This window comes from Halosimplex amylolyticum (assembly GCF_051414035.1).
Taxonomy (GTDB): domain Archaea; phylum Halobacteriota; class Halobacteria; order Halobacteriales; family Haloarculaceae; genus Halosimplex; species Halosimplex amylolyticum.
Genome location: NZ_JBLKNW010000006.1, coordinates 163,546 through 189,312 on the forward strand (window position 1 = coordinate 163,546; position 25,767 = coordinate 189,312).

The window sequence follows — 25,767 nt, forward strand, 5'->3', positions numbered from 1 at the left end:
GTGTCGGTCATCAGTGGTCCCTCCGTTCGGCGACTTCGACGTGTGGCATGAACCAGGCGTAGTAGGAGACGGTCAGCCCGGTCAGGGACATGAACATGCCGAACGCGTAGAGGCCGAAGTACTGCGTCCGCGCGAGCGTGAAGTACTCGCCGGTGAACAGGGCGGCGAAGGCGATGGTCAACACCGTCAGTCCGCCCATGGCGACCAGTCCCTCGATCGCGTCGCTCGCGTCGTGGTACTGCACGACCCAGCGGTCGTCCGTCTCGATCCACGGGAACGTGACGATCCCGCCGTCGGTGTGCCCCTCCGAGGAGGTGTCACTCCCGCCGCTCGCGACACCTCCGTCGGTCACGGCCGCCTCGGCCTCGGCCTCCGGCGGTCTTGCCAGCCTGTCCATGAACCGGTGGAAGAAGGCCAGCACGCCGAGCAACGCCAGCAAGGCGACCCAGACGACGACGCCCACCTGGCTCGGCGACAGCTTGTTCGGCGTGTCGACGAAGCCGTCGAGCGGTCGGATCTCGCTGACGCTGTGGTCGATAGCGATCTCCTCCGAGGGGGGCTCGCCCTGCAACGCGACGAACCACGTCGGTACCAGCACGGCCAGCACGACCAGTACGACGAGGAGTGTCCTGGTGCGCATCGCTATTCTCCCCCGTGAGTCCGCCGGAGCGTCCGAGACGACGCCGGCCACTCCCCCGCCGACGGACCCGTCACGCCGACCCCTCCAGCAGCGAGTCGAGCACCTTCGACTGGGCCGACGCGAGGTGTTCCGCGAACGTCGACGGGGTGATGTCGAGTCGCTCGGCGACTTCCGTCGCGTTCGCGGACCGCGGACGCTGGAAGTAGCCCATCTCCATCGCCGTCTCGAGCACCTCCTGCTGGCGGTCGGTGAGCCGCCCGCGGTCGACGAGCACGAGGTCGTCGTCCTCGCCGTTGCCGGTGCGGGCGAGGCGGTCGATCCGGACGGTACCGTACGTATCGTCGAGCACGTCCACGGCCGCCTGGATCGTCTCCACGTCGGTCGCGTGAAAACTCAAGCGGAGCGTCCCCCGCGACGCGGACACGTCGCTGACGGGCGTCCCGAGTTGCTCGACCGTCTCGCAGATACAGTTGCTCTGGTCACGGGTGAACCGTACCCGTTCGGCGCGGTCGGTCTCGAAGACGACGGACGCGTCCTCCGGGAGGTCGGCGTCGTCGGCCCCACCGACGACGTCGAACTCCTCGACCACGTCTCCGCCCTCGTCCGCGCGACTCCACGTGGCGGATCTGGCGATCGTGTCGCCGCCGGTCGACGCCGCCACCGGGCAGGCGTCGGCCGTCTCGACCGCGAGTCTGACCTGGATTCCGCCTGTCGGTTCAGCTCCCATATCCGAGAGAACGATATACCCACCTAAGAAAACGGAACCGCGATCCCAAAAGCTGAGAACAGAGCCGAACACCTGCGTTTTGGGCGTCGTCGACGATTCTTAAACCGCCTCGACATCGGGGGACGACGGACCGTGGGGGACGGGAACACTTTCGCGTCGATTCTTGCGGGGTAAGAACGCCCTCGTGGGTTGAGATAGGCGGGCACTGACCCACTGGTATGCGCCAGACAGTGGCGAGAGATCGAGGAGGTGACCGCACGTGACACTATCGCGACGCGACTTCCTGGCGGCCGCCGGCGCCGGGAGCGTCGGCGCGCTCGTCGGGACGGCCTGGGGCGCGACGCAGGCCGTCGACCCCGTCACGTCGGTCGATAACCCGCTCAAGTCGTATCCGAATCGAGACTGGGAGCAGGTCTACCACGACATCTACGACTACGACGAGGTGGACTGGACGGTCTGCCACCCGAACTGTACCCAGTCGTGCGCGCTGAACTTCTACATGAAAAACGGCGTCCCGATCCGTGCCGAGCAGGTCTATCACAACGAGGACCCGTCGGTCGGTCCGTCCGGGTACGAGGACGCCGGCGTCAGCCAGCACTGGAACCCCCGCGGCTGTATGAAGGGGCTGACGCTCCACCGCCGGACGTTCGAGCCCTCGCGGATCAAGTACCCGATGGTCCGCAAGGGCTGGGACCCCGACGACCCCAGCCCCGAGGGCCGCGGCGAGGACGAGTTCGAGCGGGTCACCTGGGACGAGGCGCTCGACCTCGTCGCCGAGAAGATGGCGAACCTGGAGGACGAGAAGCGGTTCCACATCTTCAACGCGATCAAGGCCGACGGGCTGTTCACCCGCCACGGCTCCGGCCGTCGGCTCGCCTCCGTCTTCGGCGGCTGCGAGTGGACCGAGTACGACTGGTACGCCGACCTGCCGCCGGGACACGTCATCACGACCGGCTACCAGACCTCAGACTCGGACGCGTCGGCCTGGCGCCAGGCCGACTACACCATCATCCAGGGGAAGAACCTCATCCACAACAAGCTGGCCGACAACCACTTCCTGCAGGAGACCCGCGAGCGCGGCGGGAAGATGGTCGGGGTGTACCCGGACTACGCGCCGACGGTCCAGAAGTGCGACCGCTGGCTCCCCGTCCGGCCGGGGAGCGACCCCGCGTTCGCGCTGGGCATCGCCTACGTGATCATCGACGAGGAGCTGTACGACGCCGAGTTCATGCGGCAGTACACCAGCCTGCCGCTGCTGGTCCGCGAGGACGACGGCAAGTACCTCCGCGCCCACGAGGTGTTCGCGGACCACGAGGCACCGCCCGAGGACGCCGAAAAACAGCACGAGGAGAACGACTGGGGCGACTTCGTCGCGGTCGGCGAGGACGGCGAGCTGGTCGCGGTGACGCGCGAGGACGTGGGCGAGGAGACGCCGACGACGCCGCGACTCGACGTCGACCGGGAGGTCGAACTGGCCGACGGGTCGACCGTCGCCGTGCGGAGCGACTTCGCGCGCCAGCGCGACAACGTGATGGCGAACTACGACCCCGCGACCGTCGAGGACATCACGACCATCCCGGCCGACGCGCTGACGAAGACCGCCCGCGAGTTCGCGGCGGCGGAGAAGGGCCAGTGGTTCACCGGCGAGGGGATCAACCACTGGTTCCACTCCAACGACTCGCTCCAGCGGACTATCTTCTTCGTCCAGTCGATGCTCGGCAACATCGGCGACGTGGGCCAGGGCTACTACAACTACTCCGGCCAGTACAAGATCGAACTGCTGGACGGCTATCCCCACTACGTCAACCCGGACGGCCACGCGGCTCACGGGATGTACCCGGGCTACGCCTTCGCCTTCTTCGGCGGCGAGCAGCTCGACCCCCACGAGATCCGGGGGGACTTCGACCGCGAGCTTGAACTCGTGCCCCAGGGCGACGCCGAGGAGCCGGTGATGCCCACCGAGGCGGAGTCGTACACGATGTCCAAGCCGGAGGTCCTCTGGACGATGAACTGCAACCTCCTGAACCAGACCAAACACCAGGAGCACGTCATCGAGAACTTCGTGAAACACCCGGACACGGGCAACGAGTGTTTCATCGTCTCGGACATGCACATGACGTACTCCGCCCGACACGCGGACATCGTGCTCCCGGTGCCCTCGTGGCTGGAGTGTGAGTACCCGGACATCACGATCGGGCCGGAGAACCCGTTCGTCCACATGGACCACGGGGTGATGGACCCCATCTACGACACGAAACAGGACGGGGAAGCCGTCGCGATGGTCGCCGAGAAGCTCGACGAGAAGATCCCGCCCGAGGAGCGCAACGTCGACTCCTACCGCGAGTACTTCGCCGAGTTCCTCGACGAGGACGGGGACGTCACGAACTACATCCAGGAGACGTTCGACCGCGGGATGACCACCCGCGGCATCGACGTCGAGGACCTCCGGGACGGACCGGAACGGCTCCAGCTGAAGACCTACCCGCGGATCCCCTTCTACTCGCAGATCCACGAGGACCGGCCGTTCTACACCAAGACCGGCCGGATGGAGTTCCACAAGGAGGAAGACCGGTTCGTCGAACTCGGTCGCGACGACCTGGACCACGTCGAGAGCGTCGAGGGAACCCCCTACGGGGTCAACCAGAAGTGGGAAGACGCCAAGGACGAGGAGAACCCGCTGTACCACGACGAGGACAAGCAGTTCTACTACAACACGCCCCATCCGAAGTACCGGACCCACTCCTCGTGGGGGATGACCGACTGGAACCTCATCTGGTCGGCGCGGGACTTCGGGAGCGTCAACGCCGACCCCGAGGGGACCGAGCGACTGGTCGAGGACTTCTCGTTCCCGACCGGCGACGGCGAGACGGAGGACGCGCCGCCACTGGGCGAAGCGTTCGTCGAGATCCACCCCGAGGACGCCGCGAACATCGACGTCGAGACGGGCGACTACGTCCGCATCACCGGCAAGCGCGGCGACCTCGTCGTCCGTGCGATGGTCAGCGAGCGCCAGCGACCCCGGTCGGCGGGGGACATGGGCCAGTTGACTATCTGGCACGGCTGGTGGCCCCAGCACTTCCCCGACGACGAGGACGACCCCGACGGGATCAAGGGGTACAACACGACGACGAACATCTGGCTCGACCCGCTCCAGGAGACCGACGACCTCGTCCACAAGGGCGTGTTCGGCGACCCCAACGTCTCGGAGGAGATCGACGACGAGATCGTCTGGCACGGCGCGGAACTCGAACACGGCTACGAGGAGACCGTCTGGGCGCCTACGGGCACCAACCGCGACGACCTCGTCGACGTCGAGAAGTACGCCGAGGCGGACTGGAAACCGGCCGACGCCCGGAAGGACGACGCCTTCCAGGACTACGTCGGCGGATCGCTGCAGAACGGTGCGGCGAGCGGAGGTGACGACTGATGATCGACAGCGCTGCGACAGGAGGTGACGACTGATGCCGAAGGTAGCAAACCCACAACTCGGCCGCGAACACGACTACCCCTACGAACACCGCGAGGAAGAGCGCGACTGGCACTGGGGGATGGTCATCAACACGAACCGCTGTATCAACTGCAACACCTGCTCCTTCGCCTGCAAGTCCACCTGGACCAGCGGGAAGGGCGAGGAGTACATGTGGTGGATGAACGTCGAGACCGAGCCCTACGGCGGCTACCCGATGGGCTGGGACATGCGCCTGCTCGACGACCTGGACGCCGGCGAGACCATCTTCGAAGCGACCGAACAGGGCGAGACGGTCCGCGGGTACATCGCCGACAAAGAGGAGTGGGAGTACCCGGCCCTCGGCGACGACCAGGTCCACGGCGAGTACCCCACCGGCGAGGTGGTCGAGAGCGATCTGGAGGAGGGGAAACACCACGACATCTGGCAGTTCTACCTGCCGCGGCTGTGTAACCACTGCAAGAACCCGGCCTGTCTCGCGGCGTGTCCGCGCCAGGCCATCTACAAGCGCGACGAGGACGGCATCGTCCTGCTCGACCAGGAGCGCTGTCGGGGCTACCGCAAGTGCGTGAAGGGCTGTCCGTACCACAAGCCGATGTACAACCCCGAGACGGGCGTCTCGGAGAAACCCGTCGGCTGTTACCCGCGCATCGAGGAGGGCTTCGTCCCCCGGTGTGTCTCCTCCTGTATCGGGAAGACGCGCCTGCACGGAAACATCAATCGCGGGCCCGACGCCCCATCGCCCGGCGGCGACGCGCCCGGCGGCCGCTCGCCGATCAACTACCTCGTCCACTCCGACGAGAAGGTGGCACTACCCCTCTATCCGCAGTTCGGCACCCGCCCGCAGGTGTTCTACATGCCGCCGTACCACGTGCCGCCGGAGTTCCTGACCCAGATGTTCACGCCGAACACCGAGGTCAAGCGCAACGACTGGCCCGGCGACACCTACCGGGAGTCGATCGAGATCGTCCAGGAGCGAGTGCGCGACCCCTCCCATCACGTCCTCGGCATCCTCCAGCTGTTCGGCGCGACGACCGAGCTGATCGAGACCTACGAGGTCACCGACGAGCGCGTCAGGGGCTGGAACCGCGAGGGCGAGAAGGTCGCGGACCTGCCCTTCGAGGAAGAACTGGAAGTTCGCGAGGGCGAGCAGTGGACCAACCAACCATGACCCGGCTCGACGAAGCGGACGACACGTCCGCACCGACAGGCACCGACGCGCAACCGGCCGGCGGGACGGATGCCGGCAGCGGCGCGTTCGACGACGGCGACGACCGCGACCACGCACCGGCTACTGGCGACGGCGTTCGAGACCCCGAAGCGGCGAAGGCACTGCACGCGGCGCGGGCGACGCTCTACGGGGCCGTCGGCGGCGCGTTCTGCTACCCGGACACCCCGCTGCGCGCGACGCTCACCGCCCACGACGCTCGCGACGGCGTCCTGCAGGCCGCCGAGCGGCTGGGCCTCCGCGTCGAGGCCGAGCGCTTCCTGGACGCGTTCGCCGACGCCGCCGTCTCGGACCTCGAATCGGCGTACAACGGACTGTTCGGTCTCCCCGAAGGGGGCGAGTACCCGGTGATCCCGTACGAGGCCCACTACACGACGGGGTCGGACGTGGGCGAGTCCCAGCGTCGCATCGCGGCGGTCGTCGGCCTGATGGAGACGTTCGGCGTCCAGCCCGGCGAGGACTTCGCCGAACGACAGGACCACGTCGCCGCCGAACTGGAGCTGATGCAGGTGATCGCGGCCCAGCGCGCGGTCGCGATCCACGAGGGCGACGACGCGGCCGTCGACCGACTGGCCGACGCCGAGGCGACCGTGCTCGACGAACACCTCCGGGGGTTCGTCCCCGCGCTGGCCCACGACGTGGAGCGGACGGTCGGCGACGACGGCGCGGCTGGCCGGCGCGCGTACCGCGCGGCCGCAGCGCTCGCCGCGGAACTGGTCAGGCGCGACAACGCCGTCCGGAACGGAGACGACGGCGGCGAGACCGACGGAGACGCGGCGGCCGAGACAGCGGAGGTGAGCGACGATGGCGAGTGAGCGCGACGACGAGAGCGGTTCGGAGCGGGGGCCGCGACTCCCGCTCGACAGGGGCGCGGCCGCCCGTGCGACGACCCTGGCGGTCGTGACAGTCGCGCTCTTGCTGGCCGGCCAGGCGGCCGTGGCCGCGGCCGTCACGAGCGGGAGCCAGCCGGTGGCGAGCGTCGACAGCGTGCCGACCGAGCCGACGGCGAGCGCGTGGGACGAGGCCGAGACCCGGACCGTCTCGCTGTCGAAACAGCAGATGGCGCCGCCGTTCGGGGGCGGGAGCGTCGACGAACTCGACGTACAGACCGCCGCCAACGACAGTCACATCGCGGTCCGGCTCTCGTGGGCGGACCCCACGCGAGACGCCGACATCGCCGAGCCGCGGAACTTCAGCGACGGCGCGGCGGTGATGCTGAAGACCGGCGACCAGCCGCCGATCACCATGGGCGCCGCGAACACGCCGGTCAACGTCTGGTACTGGCGGGCGAGCTGGCGACACGGGCCCGAGCACAGCGAGGGCGCCGGTGACATGTACGCCTACCCGCACAACGACTCGGTGACCATGCCCGGGCGACAGGCGGGGAACCCTATCTCGCAGGCCGACTTCGAAAACGGCGCGCACAACTACTACGCGAAGGGATTCGGGTCGCTCAGCTACGCGCCTGACCAGCCGGTCGCGGCGAGCGGCGAGCGCACCGACGACGGCTGGGAGGTCACGTTCGTCCGCAACCGGAGCGGCGCCGGGCAGTACGACGCGCCGATCACCGACGAGCAGGTGTACCTCGCCTTCGCCGTCTGGAACGGGAGCGCCGACGAGGTCAACGGCCAGAAGTCGATCACGCTCCAGTTCTCGACGCTCGACCCCTCCTCGGGCAACCTCTCGGTGCCCGACAGCGGAGGGTCGGGGAGCGGGAGCGTCGTGCAGGTCGGCGGTGGCGATTCCGGTGACGGCGGTGGGAGCGACGGTCGGGCCCTCGCCATCCCCGGATTCATCGGGGGGATCGTCCTCTCGGCGCTCCTCGTCTGGTTCGTGGCTTATTGGAGGCTGATCTGATGACCGACGAGTACGCCAACTGGAGCGCGCGCGGCCGGGCCCCGGCCGACGACGAGGCCGGTCTGCGCGAGGCGCTCGGAGGGGACCAACCCCGCAAGCGGGAGGCGGCACTGGCGCTGGTCGACGCCGCCGAATCGGGGCTCGCCGACGCGACGGTCGCCGCGCTGGTCGAGACCGCCCGCACGACCGACGACGCGAAGACCAGACAGTTCGCCGTCGAGGCGCTCGGCGTCGCGGGCCGGGAACGCGAGACGATCCGGGAGGCGCTCGACGACCCCGACGAGTGGGTCCGCGCTGAAGCCGTCGTCGCGCTCTCGCGGGCAGCACCGGGCGCGAACGGACCGCTACGCGAAGCGCTGGAGGACGAACACGCAGCCGTCAGGCGCAACGCCCTGATCGCGCTCGCGAAGACGGAGGCCGCGGGCGCGGAGGTCCTGGTCGACCGGCTGAAGAACGACCCCCGGCCGGCGGTCCGGGAGTACGCCGTCCAGTTCCTGCCGCGGGAAGCGGAGACCGAGCGGGCCGTCCGCCTGCTCGCCGCCGTGCTGGCGCGCGACCCCGGGTCGTTCGTCCGGGCGAAGGCCGCCGACGGACTGGGCGACCTGGGCACTGACCGCGCCGAAGAGGCGCTGGAGAGGCACGGTATCGACGACCGGAGCGACGACGTGCGCCGGACGGCCGAGCGGGCGCTCGCCCGCTCGCGCGGGGTCGACCCCGAGAACCTCGACGTCGACGCCGGTGCCGGGCAGTCCGGGGTCGGCGGATCGGGACCGGGCCGACCCGGCGGACCCGAGACCGGCCGACCGCCCGGGGGGTCGGACGCGCCGCCCGGCCGCCTCGACGACGGACCGGGCGCCCCTCGACCGGGCGCCGCGCCGGTCGACGGCGGCACCGGCCGAGTCGGCTCCCACCCCGGTCCGGACCCGCGACCGCAGGGATACAGCGATCCGGGGACCGACGGCGACGGCGGCGAACGGCGCGACGGCTCGACAGACGATACCGGGGGTGACGACTCGTGAGTGACCAATCGAATCGATCGACTGACGGCGAGACCTACTCACTGGGGGCACAGCCCGAAACGACCGACCGCGGTGACGGCGGTTCCGACGGACCAAACGGCGACGGATCGGCCGACGGCGGGGCGATGGGCGTCCCGATCCCAGAGAAACACGTCGGGGCGTTCGTGGCCGAGGCGTTCGAGGACCCCGAACGGTCGACGACGTGGGAGGACGTGGTCGACGCGATGGTCGCCCCGGCCGCCCGCGACGCGTGGGACGACCTCTCGGCGGCGGCGCAGACCGTGGAGGTGCTCGCTCAGGCGGCCGAGTACGACCGGCGGGCCACGGACGAACTGGAGCGCATCCCGACGAACAAGTCCGAACCGACGCCCGACGTCAGGTCGGCCTTCGAAGAGGCCAGGCGTCTGCGACGCAACGCGGACGCGTTTCGCGACGGCATCGCCGCCGCGTACGCCGACGGCCGGATCGGCGACGACGAGCTCGTCTCCGCCGTGGAGGAGTCGGCGTTCGACACCGGCCAGATCGCCCGCCGCGAGGACGAACTGGAGCGCGTCACCGCCGCCTACGACTTCGACTTCCGCCCTTACGGCGGGACGCTGTTCGACGAGGAGCAAGTCGAGGACGACGCGGACGGCCACGACCCGGATATCCCGGAGACGTTCTGATCGAGGACGTCCTCGCGAGTTGGCGGCCGACCTCCCCTCGCAGTTCAGCGGTCGAATCGCTCCAGCACGTCGACGCTCGGACCCGTCCGGCCGACGGCCCGGCGTGCGGATCCGGCCACGGAGGCGCCGGTGACGACTGGAAGCCGCAGTGCTCGGGCCGGGAACGGAACGATTTTGGCGGGCCCTCGCCACTCGGCGCACGTATGCGACAGGTTCGATTCCGCGACCCGGCCGGCGCCGAGCGCACCGGCAGCTACGACGACGGCACAGTCACCTTCGGCGACAGCACCTACGACGCCGAGGAGGTCGACATCCTCGCGCCCACGGAACCGACGAAGATCGTCTGCGTGGGCCTCAACTACGCCGACCACGCCGAGGAAGAGGGCATGGATATCCCCGACCGTCCCCTCCTCTTCCTGAAGCCGCCGAACGCGGTGGCCAGCCACGGGTCGACCGTGGAACTGCCCGCGGGCAAGGAGAAACTGGAGTGGGAGGCCGAACTCGGCGTCGTCATCGACCGCCAGTGCAAGGCCGTCGACGCCGACGAGGCGATGGACGTGGTCCGCGGGTTCACCTGCGTCGACGACCTCTCGAACCGCGACGACCAGCGCGTCGAACAGAACTGGATCCGCGGGAAGGCCTTCGACGGCGCCGCGCCGATGGGCCCCGCCATCGCGCCGCCCGAGGACGTCCCCGAGGACGCGAGCGTCGAACTCCGCGTCAACGGGGAGACGAAGCAGTCCTCCTCCCGCGCGGAGTTCATCTTCTCCGTCCCGGAACTGATCGAGGAGATCACGACCTACATGACCCTCGAAGCGGGGGACGTGATCATCACCGGGACGCCCGCCGGCGTGGGCCCGCTCTCGGACGGCGACACCGTCGAGATCGAGATCGAGGGCGTCGGCACGCTCGAACACGACGTCTCTATCCCCGACGCCTGACCGTCTCCACCTTCCACATCCGAACGCCCCCATCCCCGACGCCCGAACGTCCCCATCCCCGACGCCCGAACGCCTCCATCCCCACGCCCGAACGTCTCCCTCTCCGACCCCCGAACGAGTCGGTTGCCGTCTATCGATGCCGAGACTCGGAGGTAAACCCTTTTGTCCGTTCGGGAGTTGCTTCTGGTGATGATTTCCCGGGCCCGTCTCCGTCGGATCGCCGCGGCCGCTCTCGGTGTGTTTCTCGTCCTCGTGGTCTGTATCGCGGCCCTCGCTGGAACGGGCGTCCTCGCTGCGCCGACGGTCGGCGCCGTCGACAGCGACTGGGGTGCGGTCACCTCCGCGTCGACGGAGATCCGGACGACCGCCACGGTGACGAATCCGAACCCCGTGGGCGTCCCCGGCGTCGTCGACGTGGCCTACTCGGCGCGGTTCAACGACGTCGTCCTCGCGCGCGGCGAGAAGACGGGGGTCGGGTTCGGCCCCGGGACGAACGAACTACAGCTATCGACGCAGATGTCGAACGCGAAGATCGCCGACTGGTGGGTCACCCACGTCAACGGCGGCGAGACGTCGACGCTCCGGGTCGACGCCACGGTCTCCGGGCCGGGATTCTCGCGCGACGTGCCAGCCCAGCACTCCGCCATCGAGACGGATCTGCTCGGCGGCTTCGCGTCGGAGGGGGAGCGGACAGTCCGGTTCCGCGGCGACCCGTTCCTGACCGTGAGCGAACAGACGGCCGAGTGGGGCGAGGCGAACGGGTCCGTGACGCCGCTCTCGGTCACCTCGACGGTCGAGAACGTCCACGACTACCCGGTCACCCTCGACGGCGTCGCGTACGCGGTGGAGATGAACGACGTGACGCTCGCCGCCGACCGACAGCTCTCGGGTGTGTCCGTCGACCCCGGTGAAACCGGCACCCTCGACGTCCGGATGGACCTCGACACCGCGCGGATGGCCGACTGGTGGGCCAACCACGTCAACGACAGCGAGCGGAGCACGCTCTCGGTCGAACTCTACGGTCTGGTCGAGCGCGACGGCGAGTACGAGCGCGTCCCGATCCGCATCTACGAGCGCTCGATCGACCTGGAGACGGACGTGCTCGGCGGCGGCTCGACCTCGGTGTCGGCCCGCGACGGACCCGAGCGGGACGTCGCGTTCGAACGCCCGCGGATCGACGACACGAGCCGGGAGTGGGGCGCGGTCGACGACGAGACGACGGAGATACTGACGACCGTCGCGCTGAACAACACCAACCGGGACGGGGCGATCAACGACCTGCTCTCGCTCCGCGTCGCCCAGCGCACCGCGGTCAACGGCGTCCCGGTCGCGACCGGACGCCACCGGACCGACGAACTCGACCCCGGCCGGACCAGGGTCGAACTCGCGTCGACGATGAACAACTCGCAGGTCCCCGTCTGGTGGGCGCGCCACGTCAACCGCGGGGAGACCTCGACCGTGACCACGATGCCGGACGTTCGCGCCGACCTCGGGTTCAGTCAGTTCGACGTGACGGTGACCGACCGGACGAGCGAGTTCGAGACCGACCTGCTGGCCGGATTGGGCGACGGGGAGGCCGAGACCGTCAGGATCGACGGCCACGACGCCCTCGTCGTGCGTCCCGAGTCGGTCCAGTGGGGCGAAGCGACGCCCGAGACCGCCCCCATCGACGTGGCAGCGACCCTGGAGAACGAGCAACCGACGCCGGTGAACGTGACCGAGATCCGGTATCGCGTCGCCCTCAACGACGTCGTCCTCGCGAACCGGACTGCGCCCGAGAGCCACACCGTCGGTCCCGGCGAGACCGAATCGGTGGGCTTCACGATGACGCTCGACAACCGGCGGATGGACGAGTGGTGGGTCACGCACGTCCGCCGCGGCGAGACGTCGGACGTGACGATCGCGGTCACCGCGACCGTCGAGACCCGGGCCGGGACCGAGACCGTCCGGCTCGATTCGCTGAGCCAGAACTCGACGATGACGACCGACGTCCTCGGCGACGACTGACGGCCGTTTCGGGCCTGTTTCCGGCGAGTCACGCGCCGGCCCCGCTCCCGCCAACACAAACTTCAGGCCGGTCCGCGTACGTCCTCGAGATGTCACCGAACAAGGCAAACTACGAGGACGTGGACGCCGTCGGTGGCGGCCTCCACTTCCTCCGTGACGAACTCGACTGTACGAACCTCGGCGTCTCCGTCCTGGAGTGCGAACCGGGGTGGACGGGCAAACCCCACGACCACGCCGACGACCAGCAGGAAGAAGTGTACGTCCTCGTCGAAGGCGAGGCGACCGTCACAGTCGACGGCGAGGACGTCCACATGTCGGCGGGCGACGCGCTCCGGATCGTCCCCGAGGAGCGCCGACAGATCGAGAACGGGAGCGAAGAGAGCACGTTCGTCCTCGCGGGCGCACCCTGACCGACCCCCCGAGTGGACGGACGGCGGCTCTCGATTGCGGGTTCGGAATCGTGGCCGTGTCCGGTGCACGCCGACCTCGAAACCGCAGTCGTATCAACACGATATATAGTTTCTCTGCGAATGATTAGATGTACGACTAGACGGCCGAATATGAAGAACGCGGAGCTACTAGGTTCTATTCTCTCATTCTCTGGCAGTTACTCTACCGACACACCAAATCGAGATGATCGGCTGTTCGAACGCTGTGGCGGTAGATATTCACGATTCTCGGTTGGTGTCGGTGTTTTCGTCGCTCCCGATCGATAGTATCACCGAACGTATCGTACGGTGATTCGGTCCAGATGGTATCACGATCGTCGACTGGATTGCCCGACCGCGGGTCGCAGTCGAACACTGATCCAGTGGAAGGAGCGCAGGTCCACGTTGACCGTTTAAGGAGTACCTTACCGGTCGCTGAGACGGATGCAACGGTCGAAACGGTCCGGCACCGGTGGAACGGGTGTTCGCCTTTACGTAGTGAACTCGGTAAGTGTGAGACGAATCCCCGTCCGCAGGCGCGGACAGGCGGATCGGAGCACCAGTATGAACCGGAACTTCCAGGGGACCGACAGAGGAAAACGCGTGATCACGACCGGTGGATCGGCAGTCGGGACGATCGTCCGCGTCGACGGCGACACAGCGCGCGTCCTGCTCGATCCCGAACGCGTCGAATCCGAGCGAATCGACCCGACCGGCGACGAGGGCCACCGTTCGACGCTCACGATCGACCGCCGGGCCGTCGACCACAGCACGAACGAGGTCGTCCAACTCGAAGCCGGTGCGGATCCGACGAACGAACGGAGGATCGCATGACGACCGGACGCCCGGATCTCGCGTCGACGGAGCGACCGACTGGTGCATCAGCCGACGACGAGTCCGATCCCGAAGAAGATCCGAGTCCCCCGAGATTCCCGTGAGGGGTTCGTGAGACGGCCTCGTCGCGGTGTCGGGGTTCGCTCAGTCGGCGGACGCTTCTACCGACTCGTCGCACGCGCAGCCGCCGTTCTCGAGTAACGCAACGACGTCCCTGTCGGTTCCACAGCGGTGACACAGCACCCGCAGGTCGAGGAACACGTCGAAGTCGCCGAGGTCGACGCGGTCGGCGTTGCGGTGGCGTTCGAGCGTGTCTTCGGCGACCGTCGCCGTCCGACCGAGCAACCGCTGGATCGTCCTGACGTCCGTCTCGACGGGGTCGGCGTCGGTCGATGGCGCCGTGGCGTCGCGCACGGTCGTGAGGTACGTGTGCATCGACTGGTGGGAGACGAAGTCCTGGCAGAGCGCGTCGACGTCGACGCCGTCGCGGGAGAGTTCGTTGCGGACTTCCGCTTTCCTCCCCTCGCTCACGTCGGCCGCGGTCAGCGTCTCGTACGTCTGTTCGACCACGCGTTCCATCGGGTTCCGCCCCGCTTCGCGCATCGCGGTCCGCAGGAGTTCCCGGTTGAAATCGTCGGCCAGGTCGCGGAGGCTCGTCCGTTCGCCGTCGGCCCCGGTCCAGCGGGCGACCAGCCGGTCGCCCATCCCCTCGAGGTCGTACGCCGCGATAATCCGCGCGACCTTGCTACGAGTCTCGCCGGAATCGTCCGACTCCATGCGACACGGACACTCCCGGAACGGACTTACGCCTGTCGGTGGTCGAGACTCCCGGACGCGAGGTGGCCGCCGCGACGAGGCCGACGCTACGTCGTCGGAACGCGCCAGAAATTACGCAACCCGCCGGCCCGGTGGGTCACGGGCAGGTGAGCCGACGGGCGGCCGCGGACTGCTGGTAGACGGTGCCGTCTCCCCAGTGGCGCCCCGGGCAGGAGCGCACTCCGAAGGAGCGGCCGACCGGTGGGCTGGGAAGCCGACGGGAACGGGAGCCGCGTCGGCGATGCACAGGGGTTCGGGCGTGTCAGGTGGTGCCGGTCGATGGGTCGACGGCATCGAAACGATGGGGGGTAGGACGGTTAAACGGGCGCTATCGTTCACGGCCGGTCGAACGGAGTAAACGCCGGCTACAGGCCGACAGCCGGTCGTTTCTCCGAAACTACGCGCACTCCGAGCGGCCGGTAGACCGACCCAGCTCCGACGGACGAATTTCACGGCGAGCGGCCGGCACGCGCGGGTACGTGCAAGATGCTTGCTCGACCGAACGGGCCGAAACAGGCTTATGCGGGGTATAACGAAGTCGGCTCGACGCCACCCGTCGAACGGGGGGTCAGGGGAGACGCCCCGCGCAGTCCAGTCCGAAGCTGTCCGTCCGCCGCGCCGATGCTCGCCGTCGTGACCGGGTCCGTCCGACCCGGTCGGCCGTCCTGACGGCCCCGTTCGTTCTTTCGTCCCGGAACGCCAGCCACCCGCTCGTCACTGAGGGGTCAGATCGCCGGCCGGCTCCCTCTCGTTCGTCCCAGAGAACTGGCCAGGAGGCCGACCCCGGACCGAACCGTCCTTAGCCGACCCATAACTATCGCATTCGATGCCCTGGTACCTTGTCAATGATCGAACGGACCGACGAACACACCGTCGTCGTCGACGGCGGTACCGTCGTCACCCCGCACGAGACGCACGAGGGCGGACGTGTGGTTATCGAGGGCGACCGCATCGTCGACGTCGACCCGACGGCGGATCCAGCCGGGTCGCCGGTGAGCGCGGAGGGGGCAACTCGGCGGATCGACGCCACTGGGAGGTACGTCCTGCCGGGCCTCGTCGACCTGCACGGCGACGACGTGGAGCGGTACCTCTATCCGCGCTCCGGCGAACGGGTCGACCCGACCGCCGCGCTCGCGACCGCTGACCGACTGACGCTCGCGGCCGGCGTGACCACCAAGTTCGACGCCATCGCCTTCGAGGACTCCCCCGAGAAGAACAGGTCGATCGAGGACGCGACCGAGCTCCTGGACGCGGTGGCCGACGGCGCGAGCCTCGCGGCCGACCACCGGGTCCACGCCCGCTGTGAACTCACCGACGCCGCCTCCGTCGCCTGCGTGGGCGAACTCGCGGACCGGCCGATCGTCGACGTGGTCTCGCTGATGGCCCACGTCCCCGGACGCGGCCAGTTCGACGACGAGGACGCGTTCGCGCAGCGATACACCGACGGACGCGGCGCCGTCGCAGACGAGGCGGCCCAGGCCGGACGGGACCGCCGCGGGGTCGCCGAGGCCACGCTGCGCGAGCGCCGCTCGGACCTGGTCGAGGCCCTCGCGTCGGCCGACGTCACGCTCGCCTCACACGACGACGCCGATCCGGCGGCCGTCGACCACGCGGTCGACCACGGCGTCGACCTCTGCGAGTACCCGATCTCACTGGCGGCCGCCCGGCGCGCCACCGAGCGCGGCGCGGCCACCGCAATGGGCGCGCCGAACCTCGTCCGCGGCGGAAGCCTCTGGGGGAATCTCGACGCGCGCGACGCCATCGAGGAGGGGGTCGTCGACGTTCTCTGCTCGGACTACCGGCCGGAAGCGCTCCTGGCGTCGGTGTTCGTCGACACCGGCGAGCCGATCGAACGACGCGTCGCCCGCGTGAGCAGCGAGCCGGCGCGCGTCGCCGGACTGGACGACCGCGGCGAACTGGCTGCCGGCGCTCGCGCCGACCTGGTGGTCGTCGACCCGGACCCGGTCCCGACCGTGACCCGAGCGTTCGTCGCCGGCCGAGACGTGTATCACTGTCACGGCGGCCCGAAATCGCATGACAGTTGAGGGAGATCGGTCTCGGCCTCGCCGAGCCGGGGTGCTCGTCGCGGCTCGGAGACAGTTTCGACAGTTTCGCCCGCGTTTCTCCCGGCATATCGAGATATACGGTCTCTACGGCGGCTGTAGCGGATCAATTACAATGGCCGTCTGGGGGGTACGGTAGTCCATGTCGACGGAACCGAAAGGTCAGGGACGCGGTGGCCAAGAGGCGGCGTGGAAACTCAGAGCGGTCGTCGAGCGGTACGAGGACGCCCCCGACGAGTGCACGATCTATCCCGCGGGCGTGGACGACCACAAGCGGATGGCGACCTGGATCTCGGCGACGGAGCCGGCGTTCGTCGAACTCGACGCCGTCCGTTGACGGCCGACTCCTCACCGTACGACGCCTCTTTTTCGCGGCTCATATCTGGAGCGGACGCAGCCCCCGCTCACCGGGATCCGTTCTCGCCGGCCGTCCACCGAACGGGCCGAGCGGCGGCGGCGGCCCAGTGACGGGGCCGTGAACCCGGGGAATCGGGTCAGAAACAGCCCTTCGACCGGGTCAGAAACAACCCTTCGACCGGGTCGTTCCCGCCGCTGATCGACTGCTGGTATCGACGGGAGTCACGCGACGATCCGAAGAAACGACCGGCGGCGGCCGGAGCCCGCCGTCAGTCAGCCGAGCGCTGGTCGAGCGTCTGCGCCGAAGCGACGCCGACGAGACCGAGCAGGACGACCGTCGAGACGACGGTCGCCGTCAGTCCGACGGCGGCGGCACCGAGCTGGCTCGCGACGAGCAACACGGCACCGACGGCGGTCAGCGATCCGTAATACAGCGGCCAGGGCCGGGTCGACCTCGTCCGACTCCTCGAGGTACTCGAACAGCTGGGCCGCGTTGGGGCCCAGCGAGATCCGGCCTCGGTTCTGGTTGAACTCGACGATGTCCATGTCGTCCATCTTCGGCAGATGGCACTGGTACAGGCCGACGTACACGCACTTGCGCTCGTTGGACGTCACCTGCGCGACGGTCGTTCCGTTCTCGACAGCGGCGACGTGCTCTGCGAGCTCGCCGAGCGCCACGGTCCCACCGTGTTCACGGAGGTAGTGCAACACGGTCCTCCGTCGCTCGTTTTTGAGGATCTCGAAGACGTGGTCGAGCGGGAGTTGCGAGCTCGACTCCTCCTCCGGCTGCGTCTCCTCGGCGTCGGTAGGCGCGGCTTGATCCGCGTCTGCCTCCGTCTCCTCCGGCACGACGTCCTGGTCGCTCGCCTGCTGTGATGCCGAAGACATCAGCTCCACACCTCCTGATGCTGGTGACCGCGAGACGCGCTCGCGACCCCGTGGGTCACTGTGACGGCCGAGGAGTTACTCATACCTCGCCCGCCCGGTAGTGACGGTCCCCCTCTCGAGGGTAATTGGCGTTCGATTCGCGGCCGATTCGTGGGAATTGTCTGCCTTCATGTGTCCGTACCCCCGGCGCTGGAGACCCCTCCACAGAGTTTGTTGCGCCGATTGCTTGTTGGGGGGCACGGCTACTTAATCTTTCTTGATTGAACAATCGTCCGCGGCTGTATAACGGAGCCATTACTGCGAACGGCGCCGCACGAAGCGTCAGTAGGGACTGGTTGTCACGCAGCGTCGGCGGTTATTGCTCCAATTCCGCCAGTAATGGAGTGTATTCTCGGCGATAGTGACGATCCGGCGGGTCCACGGCCCGGTCAGCGCGATCGTCCCGGCCGCGCGCGCCGTTTCTAAGCGGTGGTCCGCTCGCGTGCATCCGGCTGAGTCAACCCTATCTTACTCGGACCGGTCTCACCCGCGGAATTAGTTATCTGAATTCGCACACGTTCGCGCGACCGATCTACCCGAAGACGCGTTCGCCGGCCTCCCCTCGCATGGAGTGAGCGGCGATCCGGGGAGACGGGGCCGGGGAATGCTCGCGTGCAGACCGCTCACGACCAGGCCGATCGAGGCGATTGGCCCGTCGATCAGTCGACGGTGACAGGGACGAACCCGAAGATTCATTGTAAATCGGTCGAGTGCGTGGAGGTGTACTCGAATGGTTACTGGAAGTTACGCGGGACGGACCGACGAGGTGTGACGATGGCGGAACGAACGACAGAGGACGGCGAGCGGACGGATCGGCTCGACGCCGGAACGGAAGTGGTCTACTCGGCCGCTAACGAGCGCGCGCCCGGGACCGACCTGAGCGTCGCCGTGATCGAATCGCTGGCCGAGGCGAAGGGAGTCACCCCGATCGACATCGAACAACCGCTGTACGACGTCGTCGACCCCGACGCGCTCGACCGCCTGTTCACGGACGGCGAGAGCAGCGTCTCCGGTCGCGTCGTCTTCGACTTCGACGCTCACGAGATCACGGTCCACTCGGACGGCGACATCCTCGTCCGCCGCGTCGAACCCCGCTAGTTCTGGTCCACCCCGTCTCCGAGCCGACTGACCGGGTGTGACGTGTCCCCGTCGTCGAGCATGCGGCGCCCGTCGAACACCACCAGGTCCTCGAAGGCCGTCCACGGGATCTCGGCGAACTCGTCGTGGGCGGTCGTGACGACCGCGAGGTCGAGCTCTCTCGCCCCGATCGCGTCCAGCGAGACGCGCTCGACGCCCTCCGGGGGCGCGCTCGTGCAGACCGGGTCGACCGCGTAGACGGTCTCGGCCCGGTCCGCGAGCTCCTCGGCGACCGCGACCCCCGGTGAGGCCCGCGTCTCGTCGACGCCCGGTCGGTAAGTGAGTCCGAACACCGCGACGGTGCTGTCGGCCAGGTCCCGGCCGCGTTCGGCCAGGGCGTCGGCCGCCGACTCCACCGTGAACGTCGGCATGGACTCGTTGACGTGCCGCGCAGTCTGGAGCAGCGGCGTCTCCCCTTCGAACTCCGAGATGACGAAGTAGGGGTAGTAGGGGATGCAGTGACCGCCGACGCCGGGGCCTGGCGTGTGGATGTCGCAGAACGGCTGGGTGTTGGCGACGTCGATGGCGTCGGTCACGTCGACGCCGAACTCCCCGGCGAGCGTCGCGAGTTCGTTCGCGAGGGCGATGTTGACGTCGCGGTAGAGCCCCTCGAACACTTTCACGCACTCTGCGGTCGTGCAGTCGGCGACCGGGATCACCTCCGCGTCGGTGATCTCTCCGTAGATCAACTCGGCCACGCGCGTGCTCTCCGCGTCGGCACCGCCGACGACCTTCGGGTGCGAACCGCGGATGTCTTCGAGCGCGCGACCGCTCATCGTCCGCTCGGGGCAGAAGGCGAGACCGAACTCGCCGAGTTCGAGCCCGCTCTCCGCAGCGAGCCACGGGCGGACCCGGTCGCGGCAGGTCCGCGGCGGGACCGTCGACTCGACGACGACGAGGTCGCCCTCGTCGAGGCCCGCGCCCACCGAGCGGACCGCCGCTTCGAGGGCCGAGAGGTCCGGCTGGTCGTCCTCGACGAGCGTCGGGACGATCACGACGTGCACGGCAGCGTCGGAAGCGGCGGCGGTCGCGTCGGTCGTCGCCGAGAGCGACCCGTCACCGGCGAGGCGGTCGACGGCTTCGGGGAGACCACGTTCGCCCTCCACCGGACACCTGCCAGCGTCGACCGCCCGGACCACGTCGGCGTCGATGTCGACGCCGGTCACGTTTCCGCAGACGTCGGCGTAGACGGCGGCCAGCGGGAGGCCCATCTTGCCGAGGCCGTAGACCGCGACCGGCACGGCGCCGCCGGTGAAGGCGCGTCGCTGCCTCGATCGGCTCGCGTCGGAACCGTACAGTCCCGCCGGTTCCGGCCGCTGGCCGCTCATAGGTTGGGTACCTCGGGCGGCGCGGTCTCGGACTCGGCCTCGATCTCCGACTCGATCCACGCGGCGATCTCGACGGCGCGGATGCCGTCCTCGCCGGTGGTCCGGGGTTCGCTCCCCTCCTGGACCGTCTCGGCGAACGACGAGAGTTCGTTTTTGAGCGGCTCACCGGTTTCGACGGTCGGCCGTTCGATGACGCTCTCGTGGCGATAGCGGACGTCGCCGTCGGTCGCGACGTACTCGGGGAGCGAGTGGCGGTGGATCTGCACGGACTGGTCCATGTAGTCGACGTCGACGTGGCAGTCATCGGCGGTGACCGCGAGGTCGCGGACCCGCTGCTGGGTGACGCGGCTGGCCGTCAGCGAGGCGACGAGGCCGCTTTCGAACTCGAGCTGGGCGATGACGTGGTCGCCGTCCGCGGCGCCGACCGCGGAGACGTCCGACACCGCTCCGTCGGCGAGCGAGCAGACCACGTCGATGTCGTGGATCATGAGGTCGAACACCACGCTGTCGACGCTGTCCCGGTCGACGGGTGGCCCTTGACGGCGGGCCGCGAAGGCGATCGGGTCGACCTCGACGATCACGTCCTGGAGGGCGAGGATGGCCGGGTTGTACCGCTCGATGTGACCGACCTGGACCGCCAGGTCACGCTCGCGGGCGGCCGCCAGGAGCGACCGGCCGACTTCCGGGTCGTCGACGAACGGTTTCTCGACGAGGACGTGCGTTCCCGATTCGATCGCGGCACGAGCCACTGCCTCGTGATAGCGGGTCGGGACGGCGACCGACACGGCGTCGACCCGCGAGAAGAGTTCGTCGCGGTCGAGCGCCTGCGTGTCGAACTCGGCCCCGACGGTTCGGGCGTTTTCCTGATCGGCGTCCGTGACCCCGACGAGTTCGACCGAGGGGAGTTCACTGTACACGCGGGCGTGGTGGCGCCCCATGCTCCCGACACCGACGACGCCGGCACGGACTCGATCGGTCATCTCTCGCGTCCTCCCGTCGGGCCGCGTCCGACCGACGACCGGCGACGTGGCGACCGTTCGCTGGAGGGGCAGGCGGACCTCACCACGCGTACAGGCCCGTCTCCCGTCGATGCTGGGAGCTGGTTCCGCGGCGTATCTGCTGTCGCCGGAGTCGACCGTCCGTGGCTCATGAATCACCCGATTGTAGCACCGAGCGTCGGCTTTGTTATACGTCTCCTTTGGCCAGTAGCGGGTCGATACGGGTGAAACCCCCGCCTGACGACCGCCGGAGGGTGGCCGATGCCGGGGGAATGAGGCGCCGTCCAGCGGATCCGCGGTCCCCGAAAGCGGGCGGGCCCGGTAACCGGTTCGTAACAAAGTGATACCCACTAATCTCCCTGCCTGTGTCGAGATACGACAACGGGGTGGCTGCCAGTAGTGGCAATCCGCCGACAGACCGACGCGAGGGCTGATGGTGGATGTCGATAGAGGACGAAACCCTGACGCAGGACGTCGTCTTCGACATCCTGAGTAGCGCGAGACGGCGGTACGTTCTCTACCTGCTCAGAACCGAGGACGCCCCGGTCGAGTTGACGGAGTTAGCCGAGGACGTCGCCGCCTGGGAGAACGATACGACTGTCGATGAACTGACGAAACAACAACGGAAACGAGTCTACGTATCGCTGTATCAAACCCACGTCCCCAAGCTCGAGGACGCCGGCCTCGTGAGCTACGACCAGGACACGGGCGAAGTAGAGCTGACCCAGGCCGCCAACGACGTCGACCAGTACCTCAATCCGGGCGAGCGGGAGGTTCCCTGGCAGTACCTCTATCTCCCACTCGCGATCCTCGGGATCGCGCTGGTCGCCCTCACGAACCTGAACGTCTGGATCTTCGGGAACATGACCGATGCCACCCTCGGCGTCATCATCTTTTCCGGCTTCCTCCTCACCGTCGGCGCGCACATCGTCGTCTGGACGATGAACCGACGCCAGGTCCCCGACGACCTCCGCCGACAGACCTGAACCCGTCCTCGGTAACGCGCACAGTGCCCGTCAGCGGCCGCTCGAAGCGTCGCAGACTGGGCTGTGTCGTTCGAGGTGGTTGGCACCAGCACGCCCGGCAACCCTCCTTACGAGCCTGAGAGCTACAGCTGACCGGTCTGTGGAGAGAGTGCGAGCGCACGTGCGTGCGTCCACGCCTGGAACTACGAGGGGACATCTGGCGAGAGCGGGTCGAGGTACGCCTGGCGAGAGCGGATCGAGGCACGCCTGGCGAGAGCGGATCGAGGCACGCCTGGCGAGCGCTGCCCGAAGCGTTCCTGCCAGGCGGTGCTCCTGGCGAGTCAGCGAAAGAACGAGAGGGCGGGCCGATCCCGACGGGACGCGGCGAGTGTCGTCGACTCGCCGCGCGAGAAGAGCGGGGACCGGAACAGAGTCGCCGTGCAGGGAGCGGGTCCGGCGGTCAGTCGTCGTCGACGCCCTCTGGCAGCAGCTGTTCGGGTTCCCGCTTGTACGCCGGGGTGTCCACGAACTGGGCGATCCGTTCCAGGTCGCTGTCAGAGATGTGTTCCGTCATCGACTCGTACTCCGTCCTACGACTGCATAGTAATCCATCCCCTAAAGCCGCTTCGCGACTCGGGACCGAGAATGGGGTCTCTGGCCCCGAACCGGCACGTAGCCGATCCGAACGCGGTACTATTCGTACTGAATCAGATCCGTACGTCGCAGCCATACGACGCCTACTGGCAACGAACGCGCGTCGGGCCCCGCTCCCGCGGCAGTCCCGAAGAGAACCCCTTCCCTCGCCGGCGACGCGTCGCATACCGCGTTCGGTTCGGGGGTAACTGGCCGCAGCCGGTCACTCCGTTTCCTCCCCGTTCGATCGCCTCTCCCCACCAGATGAACACCGAGGCGGCGGATCTCTCGCTCGAATAGACCGCATTCCCGGACAGAAGTGAACGGCTTCGGGGGGTGGGACGGTATCGACTCTGGTGGTGGAGCGAACGGTCCCAGCAGCCGATGCGTTCGACGCCGGTCGCCCGGGAGTCGTCGTCGGGGACTGGAGAGCGCCTTCCGCCAACGAGGTGCGAGCCCGAGGTTTGTAGCGGGTCGACGCCCTGCATCGAACTGGCCGGTCGGGACCAGCTGGGGAGGGACGTCCCCGGTCGAAACTGTTCGTAGCAGGGCCTTACCGGGGCCTGGTATTACAGACCTATGCCTGTAAAGGCAGCCAGTATTGCCGGGCGGTGACGCGACGGGCGGCTGCCGGGCAGCCGGGTATCGGGTGGCGGAGTACGCCGGGCGTACCGGATAGTTGCCACTGCTTACTGTCCGGTGAGAGAAAGGGACCACACGGGCGTCCGCAGCGCCCGCGCGCTCGGTCGCGTCGGGTCGCGGTGCAGACGGGGCGTCCGTCGAGGCGATCGTCGGGATTTCGCGGCGATGCCGAGCTGTCGTGAGTCGTTGAAGCGCGGCGTCAGCCGTCGCCGACCCGGGGCGTGCTCAGACCATGTTTTCGGCTTCGATCTTGTCCCAGACTGCGCGTCCCTGCTCGGTGAGGCCGTAGACGCGTCCCTTCTTGCGGTCGTCGGAGACCAGGAGGTCTACGAGTTCCCGTTCCCGCAGGCGCTGGAGCGCCCGCGAGACGTGTGCGATACCTACGTCCTCGTCCGACGCTATCTGCGACGGCGTCGACGGGCCGTCTGCGAGCCGCTTGAGGACCGCGACGCGGTAGCGCGAACTGATGACGAAGCTGACGTCGTCCCAATCTGTGCTCATTGTTTGTTGCGGAAGTTGCCGGATAGGTGTTGTCGCGTTCGTCCGCTTCCCGGTCACTGACCGGGAACGAACGCGGCTGTTGTCAGCGGGACTCGCTTGCGTCCCACTTTCCGCTGTACTCACACCGAGTCGGCTACCACGTAAAGAGGTTTCGACGCTCCAGATTTTTCGCGTTCCGTACCGCGATTAGGGTCGAACGAACGAATAGCCTGACGGGCCGCGCTCGTCCGTAACGAGGGCATAACAAACCGGATCCCTCTCGGTCACCCGCGCATGGAATCCACGCGCGCTCGGAGCGGTCTCACGGCCGGTCGCCGACCCGGGGGTTCGGTCGGTTGGCCGGCCCAGTTCGGACGCGCCGGCGGTCCACGCTCCGCGCCGAGCGAACGCCGCCAGGGCGGGCGTCGGTAAGATGTGGCCGTGGGAACACCTCGCGATCGGGTACCTCTCGTACGCGCTCGCGAGCAGAGTCGCCTGGCGCGAACCCGTGACGAGCGGCGCCGCGATCGCCGTGGCGTTCGGAAGCCAGTTCCCCGACCTGGTGGACAAACCGCTCGGGTGGTGGTTCGGCGTCCTCCCCGGGGGGACGACGCTCGCCCACTCGCTCGTGACCGCGGTCCCCCTCAGTCTCGCCGTCCTGGCCGCGGGCGCCGTCTTCGGGCGCGAGCGGCCGGCGCTGGCGTTCGTCGTCGGCTACCTGAGCCACCTCCCCGCCGACGTGCTGTATCCGGTCGTCCTCGGCCGCGGTCCGAAGACGTGGTTCCTCTTCTGGCCGTTTCGCCCCGCGCCGACGACCGATCCGACCGCCGCCCTCCCGCACGTGTTCGAACTCGCCGCGCAGTTCGCCGCGTTCCTCGCGTCGCCGCTCGGGGCGCTCTACCTGCTGGGCGAACTATCGCTACTCGCCGCGGCCGCCTGGCTGTGGCTGCGCGACGGCCGGCCGGGCCTGCCGCGGAGCCCGTTCGGCGACCGGGTGGTCGAGCGCTGAGCGAGCGGCCTCGCCGGCCGGGCGAGAATATATAACAGTCGAGCGAGAAGTGAAGGTATGGGGTCAGAGCACCCGCAGGAGAGTCGGTCGAGTGACAACGACCGGCGGCAGCACGGATCTCCGGGGGGAGATCCGGACGGACGCCGTACCCCCGAGGGGAAGGACGTAGAGCGCGGAAGGAACGACGGAGGGGAACGCGAGACCGCACGCGGCACGGAGAGTCCCGTGTCGATCAACGAGCTGTTCGAGTTGCTCTCCCAACCGGGTAACCGCTACGCGCTGGCGTATCTGGTCCGCGTCGACGGGGCCATCCCGTACGACGACCTCGTCGAGTACGTGGTCGATACCGGCGGGACGCCCGACGGACTCTCGACCGCGGACTTCCGGAACCAGGTCGCGACGCGGCTGGTTCACTCGAACCTGCCGAAACTCGACGACGCCGGGCTCGTCGACTACGACCCGGGCGACAGGACGGTGCGACCGACCGACGCGACCGACGTCGCCGTGCCGTACCTCGAACTGGCGATGGATCAGTTCTCGGCGGAGTGAGGGCCCGCGAGCGGCGGGCCGACAAGCGCTCATTAACAAAGGCCGGTCCGG

23 protein-coding genes are annotated in these 25,767 nt (G+C 68.3%); 16 read left to right on the forward strand and 7 right to left on the reverse strand.

The window, feature by feature from the left end:
* Positions 1-10: 10 nt before the first annotated feature.
* Positions 11-640 carry a hypothetical protein gene (locus ACMGFE_RS20575; RefSeq protein ID WP_436927165.1) on the reverse strand — a complete coding sequence of 210 codons (630 nt, stop codon included), beginning with the start codon at positions 638-640 and terminating at the stop codon, positions 11-13.
* Positions 641-710: 70 nt separating this feature from the next.
* On the reverse strand, positions 711-1,367 hold the full coding sequence (locus ACMGFE_RS20580; RefSeq protein WP_436927166.1) for a helix-turn-helix domain-containing protein: 657 nt from the start codon (positions 1,365-1,367) through the stop codon (positions 711-713).
* 259 nt (positions 1,368-1,626) lie between these two features.
* On the opposite strand from ACMGFE_RS20580, the gene ACMGFE_RS20585 reads away from it, so the two are divergent.
* The 10 genes from ACMGFE_RS20585 to ACMGFE_RS20630 all read left to right on the forward strand — a co-directional run bounded on the left by ACMGFE_RS20585 (position 1,627) and on the right by ACMGFE_RS20630 (position 13,812).
* Positions 1,627-4,794 carry a molybdopterin-containing oxidoreductase family protein gene (locus ACMGFE_RS20585; protein WP_436927167.1) on the forward strand — a complete coding sequence of 1,056 codons (3,168 nt, stop codon included), beginning with the start codon at positions 1,627-1,629 and terminating at the stop codon, positions 4,792-4,794.
* Positions 4,795-4,828: 34 nt separating this feature from the next.
* The gene (locus tag ACMGFE_RS20590; RefSeq protein WP_436927168.1) at positions 4,829-6,004 is read left to right on the forward strand and encodes a 4Fe-4S dicluster domain-containing protein; all 1,176 of its coding nucleotides are present in this window, start codon (positions 4,829-4,831) and stop codon (positions 6,002-6,004) included.
* Positions 5,986-6,876: a TorD/DmsD family molecular chaperone gene (locus ACMGFE_RS20595; protein ID WP_436927169.1), complete on the forward strand. Its 891-nt coding sequence runs from the start codon at positions 5,986-5,988 to the stop codon at positions 6,874-6,876. Before ACMGFE_RS20590 ends, ACMGFE_RS20595 begins: the two co-directional genes overlap by 19 nt.
* Entirely contained in the window at positions 6,866-7,918 is a 1,053-nt protein-coding gene (locus ACMGFE_RS20600) for an ethylbenzene dehydrogenase-related protein (protein WP_436927170.1), read from the forward strand. Before ACMGFE_RS20595 ends, ACMGFE_RS20600 begins: the two co-directional genes overlap by 11 nt.
* Complete coding sequence (locus ACMGFE_RS20605) at positions 7,918-8,937, forward strand: HEAT repeat domain-containing protein (protein WP_436927171.1); 1,020 nt, start codon at positions 7,918-7,920, stop codon at positions 8,935-8,937. Before ACMGFE_RS20600 ends, ACMGFE_RS20605 begins: the two co-directional genes overlap by 1 nt.
* Positions 8,934-9,602, forward strand: coding sequence for a hypothetical protein (locus tag ACMGFE_RS20610; RefSeq protein WP_436927172.1), 669 nt, complete (start codon positions 8,934-8,936; stop codon positions 9,600-9,602). The genes ACMGFE_RS20605 and ACMGFE_RS20610 overlap by 4 nt, the downstream gene beginning before the upstream one ends.
* Before the next feature lie 203 nt (positions 9,603-9,805).
* Positions 9,806-10,543 carry a fumarylacetoacetate hydrolase family protein gene (locus tag ACMGFE_RS20615; protein ID WP_436927173.1) on the forward strand — a complete coding sequence of 246 codons (738 nt, stop codon included), beginning with the start codon at positions 9,806-9,808 and terminating at the stop codon, positions 10,541-10,543.
* Positions 10,544-10,732: 189 nt separating this feature from the next.
* On the forward strand, positions 10,733-12,550 hold the full coding sequence (locus tag ACMGFE_RS20620) for an LEA type 2 family protein (protein WP_436927174.1): 1,818 nt from the start codon (positions 10,733-10,735) through the stop codon (positions 12,548-12,550).
* Between the two features lie 89 nt (positions 12,551-12,639).
* Positions 12,640-12,960: a cupin domain-containing protein gene (locus ACMGFE_RS20625; protein WP_436927175.1), complete on the forward strand. Its 321-nt coding sequence runs from the start codon at positions 12,640-12,642 to the stop codon at positions 12,958-12,960.
* Between the two features lie 582 nt (positions 12,961-13,542).
* Positions 13,543-13,812 carry a DUF8593 domain-containing protein gene (locus ACMGFE_RS20630; protein ID WP_436927176.1) on the forward strand — a complete coding sequence of 90 codons (270 nt, stop codon included), beginning with the start codon at positions 13,543-13,545 and terminating at the stop codon, positions 13,810-13,812.
* A 144-nt stretch (positions 13,813-13,956) separates the two neighbouring features.
* Here ACMGFE_RS20630 and rdfA read toward each other — a convergent pair whose 3' ends face one another.
* Entirely contained in the window at positions 13,957-14,589 is a 633-nt protein-coding gene (gene rdfA / locus ACMGFE_RS20635; protein WP_436927177.1) for a rod-determining factor RdfA, read from the reverse strand.
* An 884-nt stretch (positions 14,590-15,473) separates the two neighbouring features.
* Here rdfA and ACMGFE_RS20640 point away from each other — a divergent pair.
* Together ACMGFE_RS20640 and ACMGFE_RS20645 are read left to right on the forward strand one after the other, a co-directional pair.
* Positions 15,474-16,673, forward strand: a complete 1,200-nt coding sequence (locus ACMGFE_RS20640; protein WP_436927178.1) for an alpha-D-ribose 1-methylphosphonate 5-triphosphate diphosphatase — start codon at positions 15,474-15,476, stop codon at positions 16,671-16,673.
* 160 nt (positions 16,674-16,833) lie between these two features.
* On the forward strand, positions 16,834-17,028 hold the full coding sequence (locus ACMGFE_RS20645) for a DUF7511 domain-containing protein (RefSeq protein ID WP_436927179.1): 195 nt from the start codon (positions 16,834-16,836) through the stop codon (positions 17,026-17,028).
* A 293-nt stretch (positions 17,029-17,321) separates the two neighbouring features.
* On the opposite strand, the gene ACMGFE_RS20650 is transcribed toward ACMGFE_RS20645, so the two are convergent.
* Complete coding sequence (locus ACMGFE_RS20650) at positions 17,322-17,936, reverse strand: DUF7344 domain-containing protein (protein WP_436927180.1); 615 nt, start codon at positions 17,934-17,936, stop codon at positions 17,322-17,324.
* 813 nt (positions 17,937-18,749) lie between these two features.
* On the opposite strand from ACMGFE_RS20650, the gene ACMGFE_RS20655 reads away from it, so the two are divergent.
* Positions 18,750-19,073, forward strand: coding sequence for a HalOD1 output domain-containing protein (locus ACMGFE_RS20655; RefSeq protein WP_436927181.1), 324 nt, complete (start codon positions 18,750-18,752; stop codon positions 19,071-19,073).
* Here ACMGFE_RS20655 and ACMGFE_RS20660 read toward each other — a convergent pair.
* Both ACMGFE_RS20660 and ACMGFE_RS20665 read right to left on the reverse strand, forming a co-directional pair.
* Positions 19,070-20,440, reverse strand: coding sequence for a nucleotide sugar dehydrogenase (locus tag ACMGFE_RS20660; RefSeq protein ID WP_436927182.1), 1,371 nt, complete (start codon positions 20,438-20,440; stop codon positions 19,070-19,072). The two genes, ACMGFE_RS20655 and ACMGFE_RS20660, sit on opposite strands and share 4 nt — an antisense overlap.
* Positions 20,437-21,420 (reverse strand): Gfo/Idh/MocA family protein, encoded by a 984-nt coding sequence (locus tag ACMGFE_RS20665; RefSeq protein WP_436927183.1) that lies wholly within the window; start codon positions 21,418-21,420, stop codon positions 20,437-20,439. Before ACMGFE_RS20665 ends, ACMGFE_RS20660 begins: the two co-directional genes overlap by 4 nt.
* A 458-nt stretch (positions 21,421-21,878) precedes the next feature.
* Here ACMGFE_RS20665 and ACMGFE_RS20670 point away from each other — a divergent pair, with 458 nt between their 5' ends.
* Positions 21,879-22,424, forward strand: coding sequence for a DUF7344 domain-containing protein (locus tag ACMGFE_RS20670; protein WP_436927184.1), 546 nt, complete (start codon positions 21,879-21,881; stop codon positions 22,422-22,424).
* A gap of 1,479 nt (positions 22,425-23,903) precedes the next feature.
* Here the strand turns inward: ACMGFE_RS20670 and ACMGFE_RS20675 are convergent.
* Positions 23,904-24,179: a winged helix-turn-helix domain-containing protein gene (locus tag ACMGFE_RS20675; RefSeq protein WP_123533274.1), complete on the reverse strand. Its 276-nt coding sequence runs from the start codon at positions 24,177-24,179 to the stop codon at positions 23,904-23,906.
* A gap of 412 nt (positions 24,180-24,591) precedes the next feature.
* Here ACMGFE_RS20675 and ACMGFE_RS20680 point away from each other — a divergent pair, with 412 nt between their 5' ends.
* Positions 24,592-25,167 (forward strand): metal-dependent hydrolase, encoded by a 576-nt coding sequence (locus ACMGFE_RS20680; RefSeq protein WP_436927185.1) that lies wholly within the window; start codon positions 24,592-24,594, stop codon positions 25,165-25,167.
* A 225-nt stretch (positions 25,168-25,392) separates the two neighbouring features.
* Entirely contained in the window at positions 25,393-25,716 is a 324-nt protein-coding gene (locus tag ACMGFE_RS20685; protein WP_436927186.1) for a DUF7344 domain-containing protein, read from the forward strand.
* Positions 25,717-25,767: the final 51 nt, after the last annotated feature.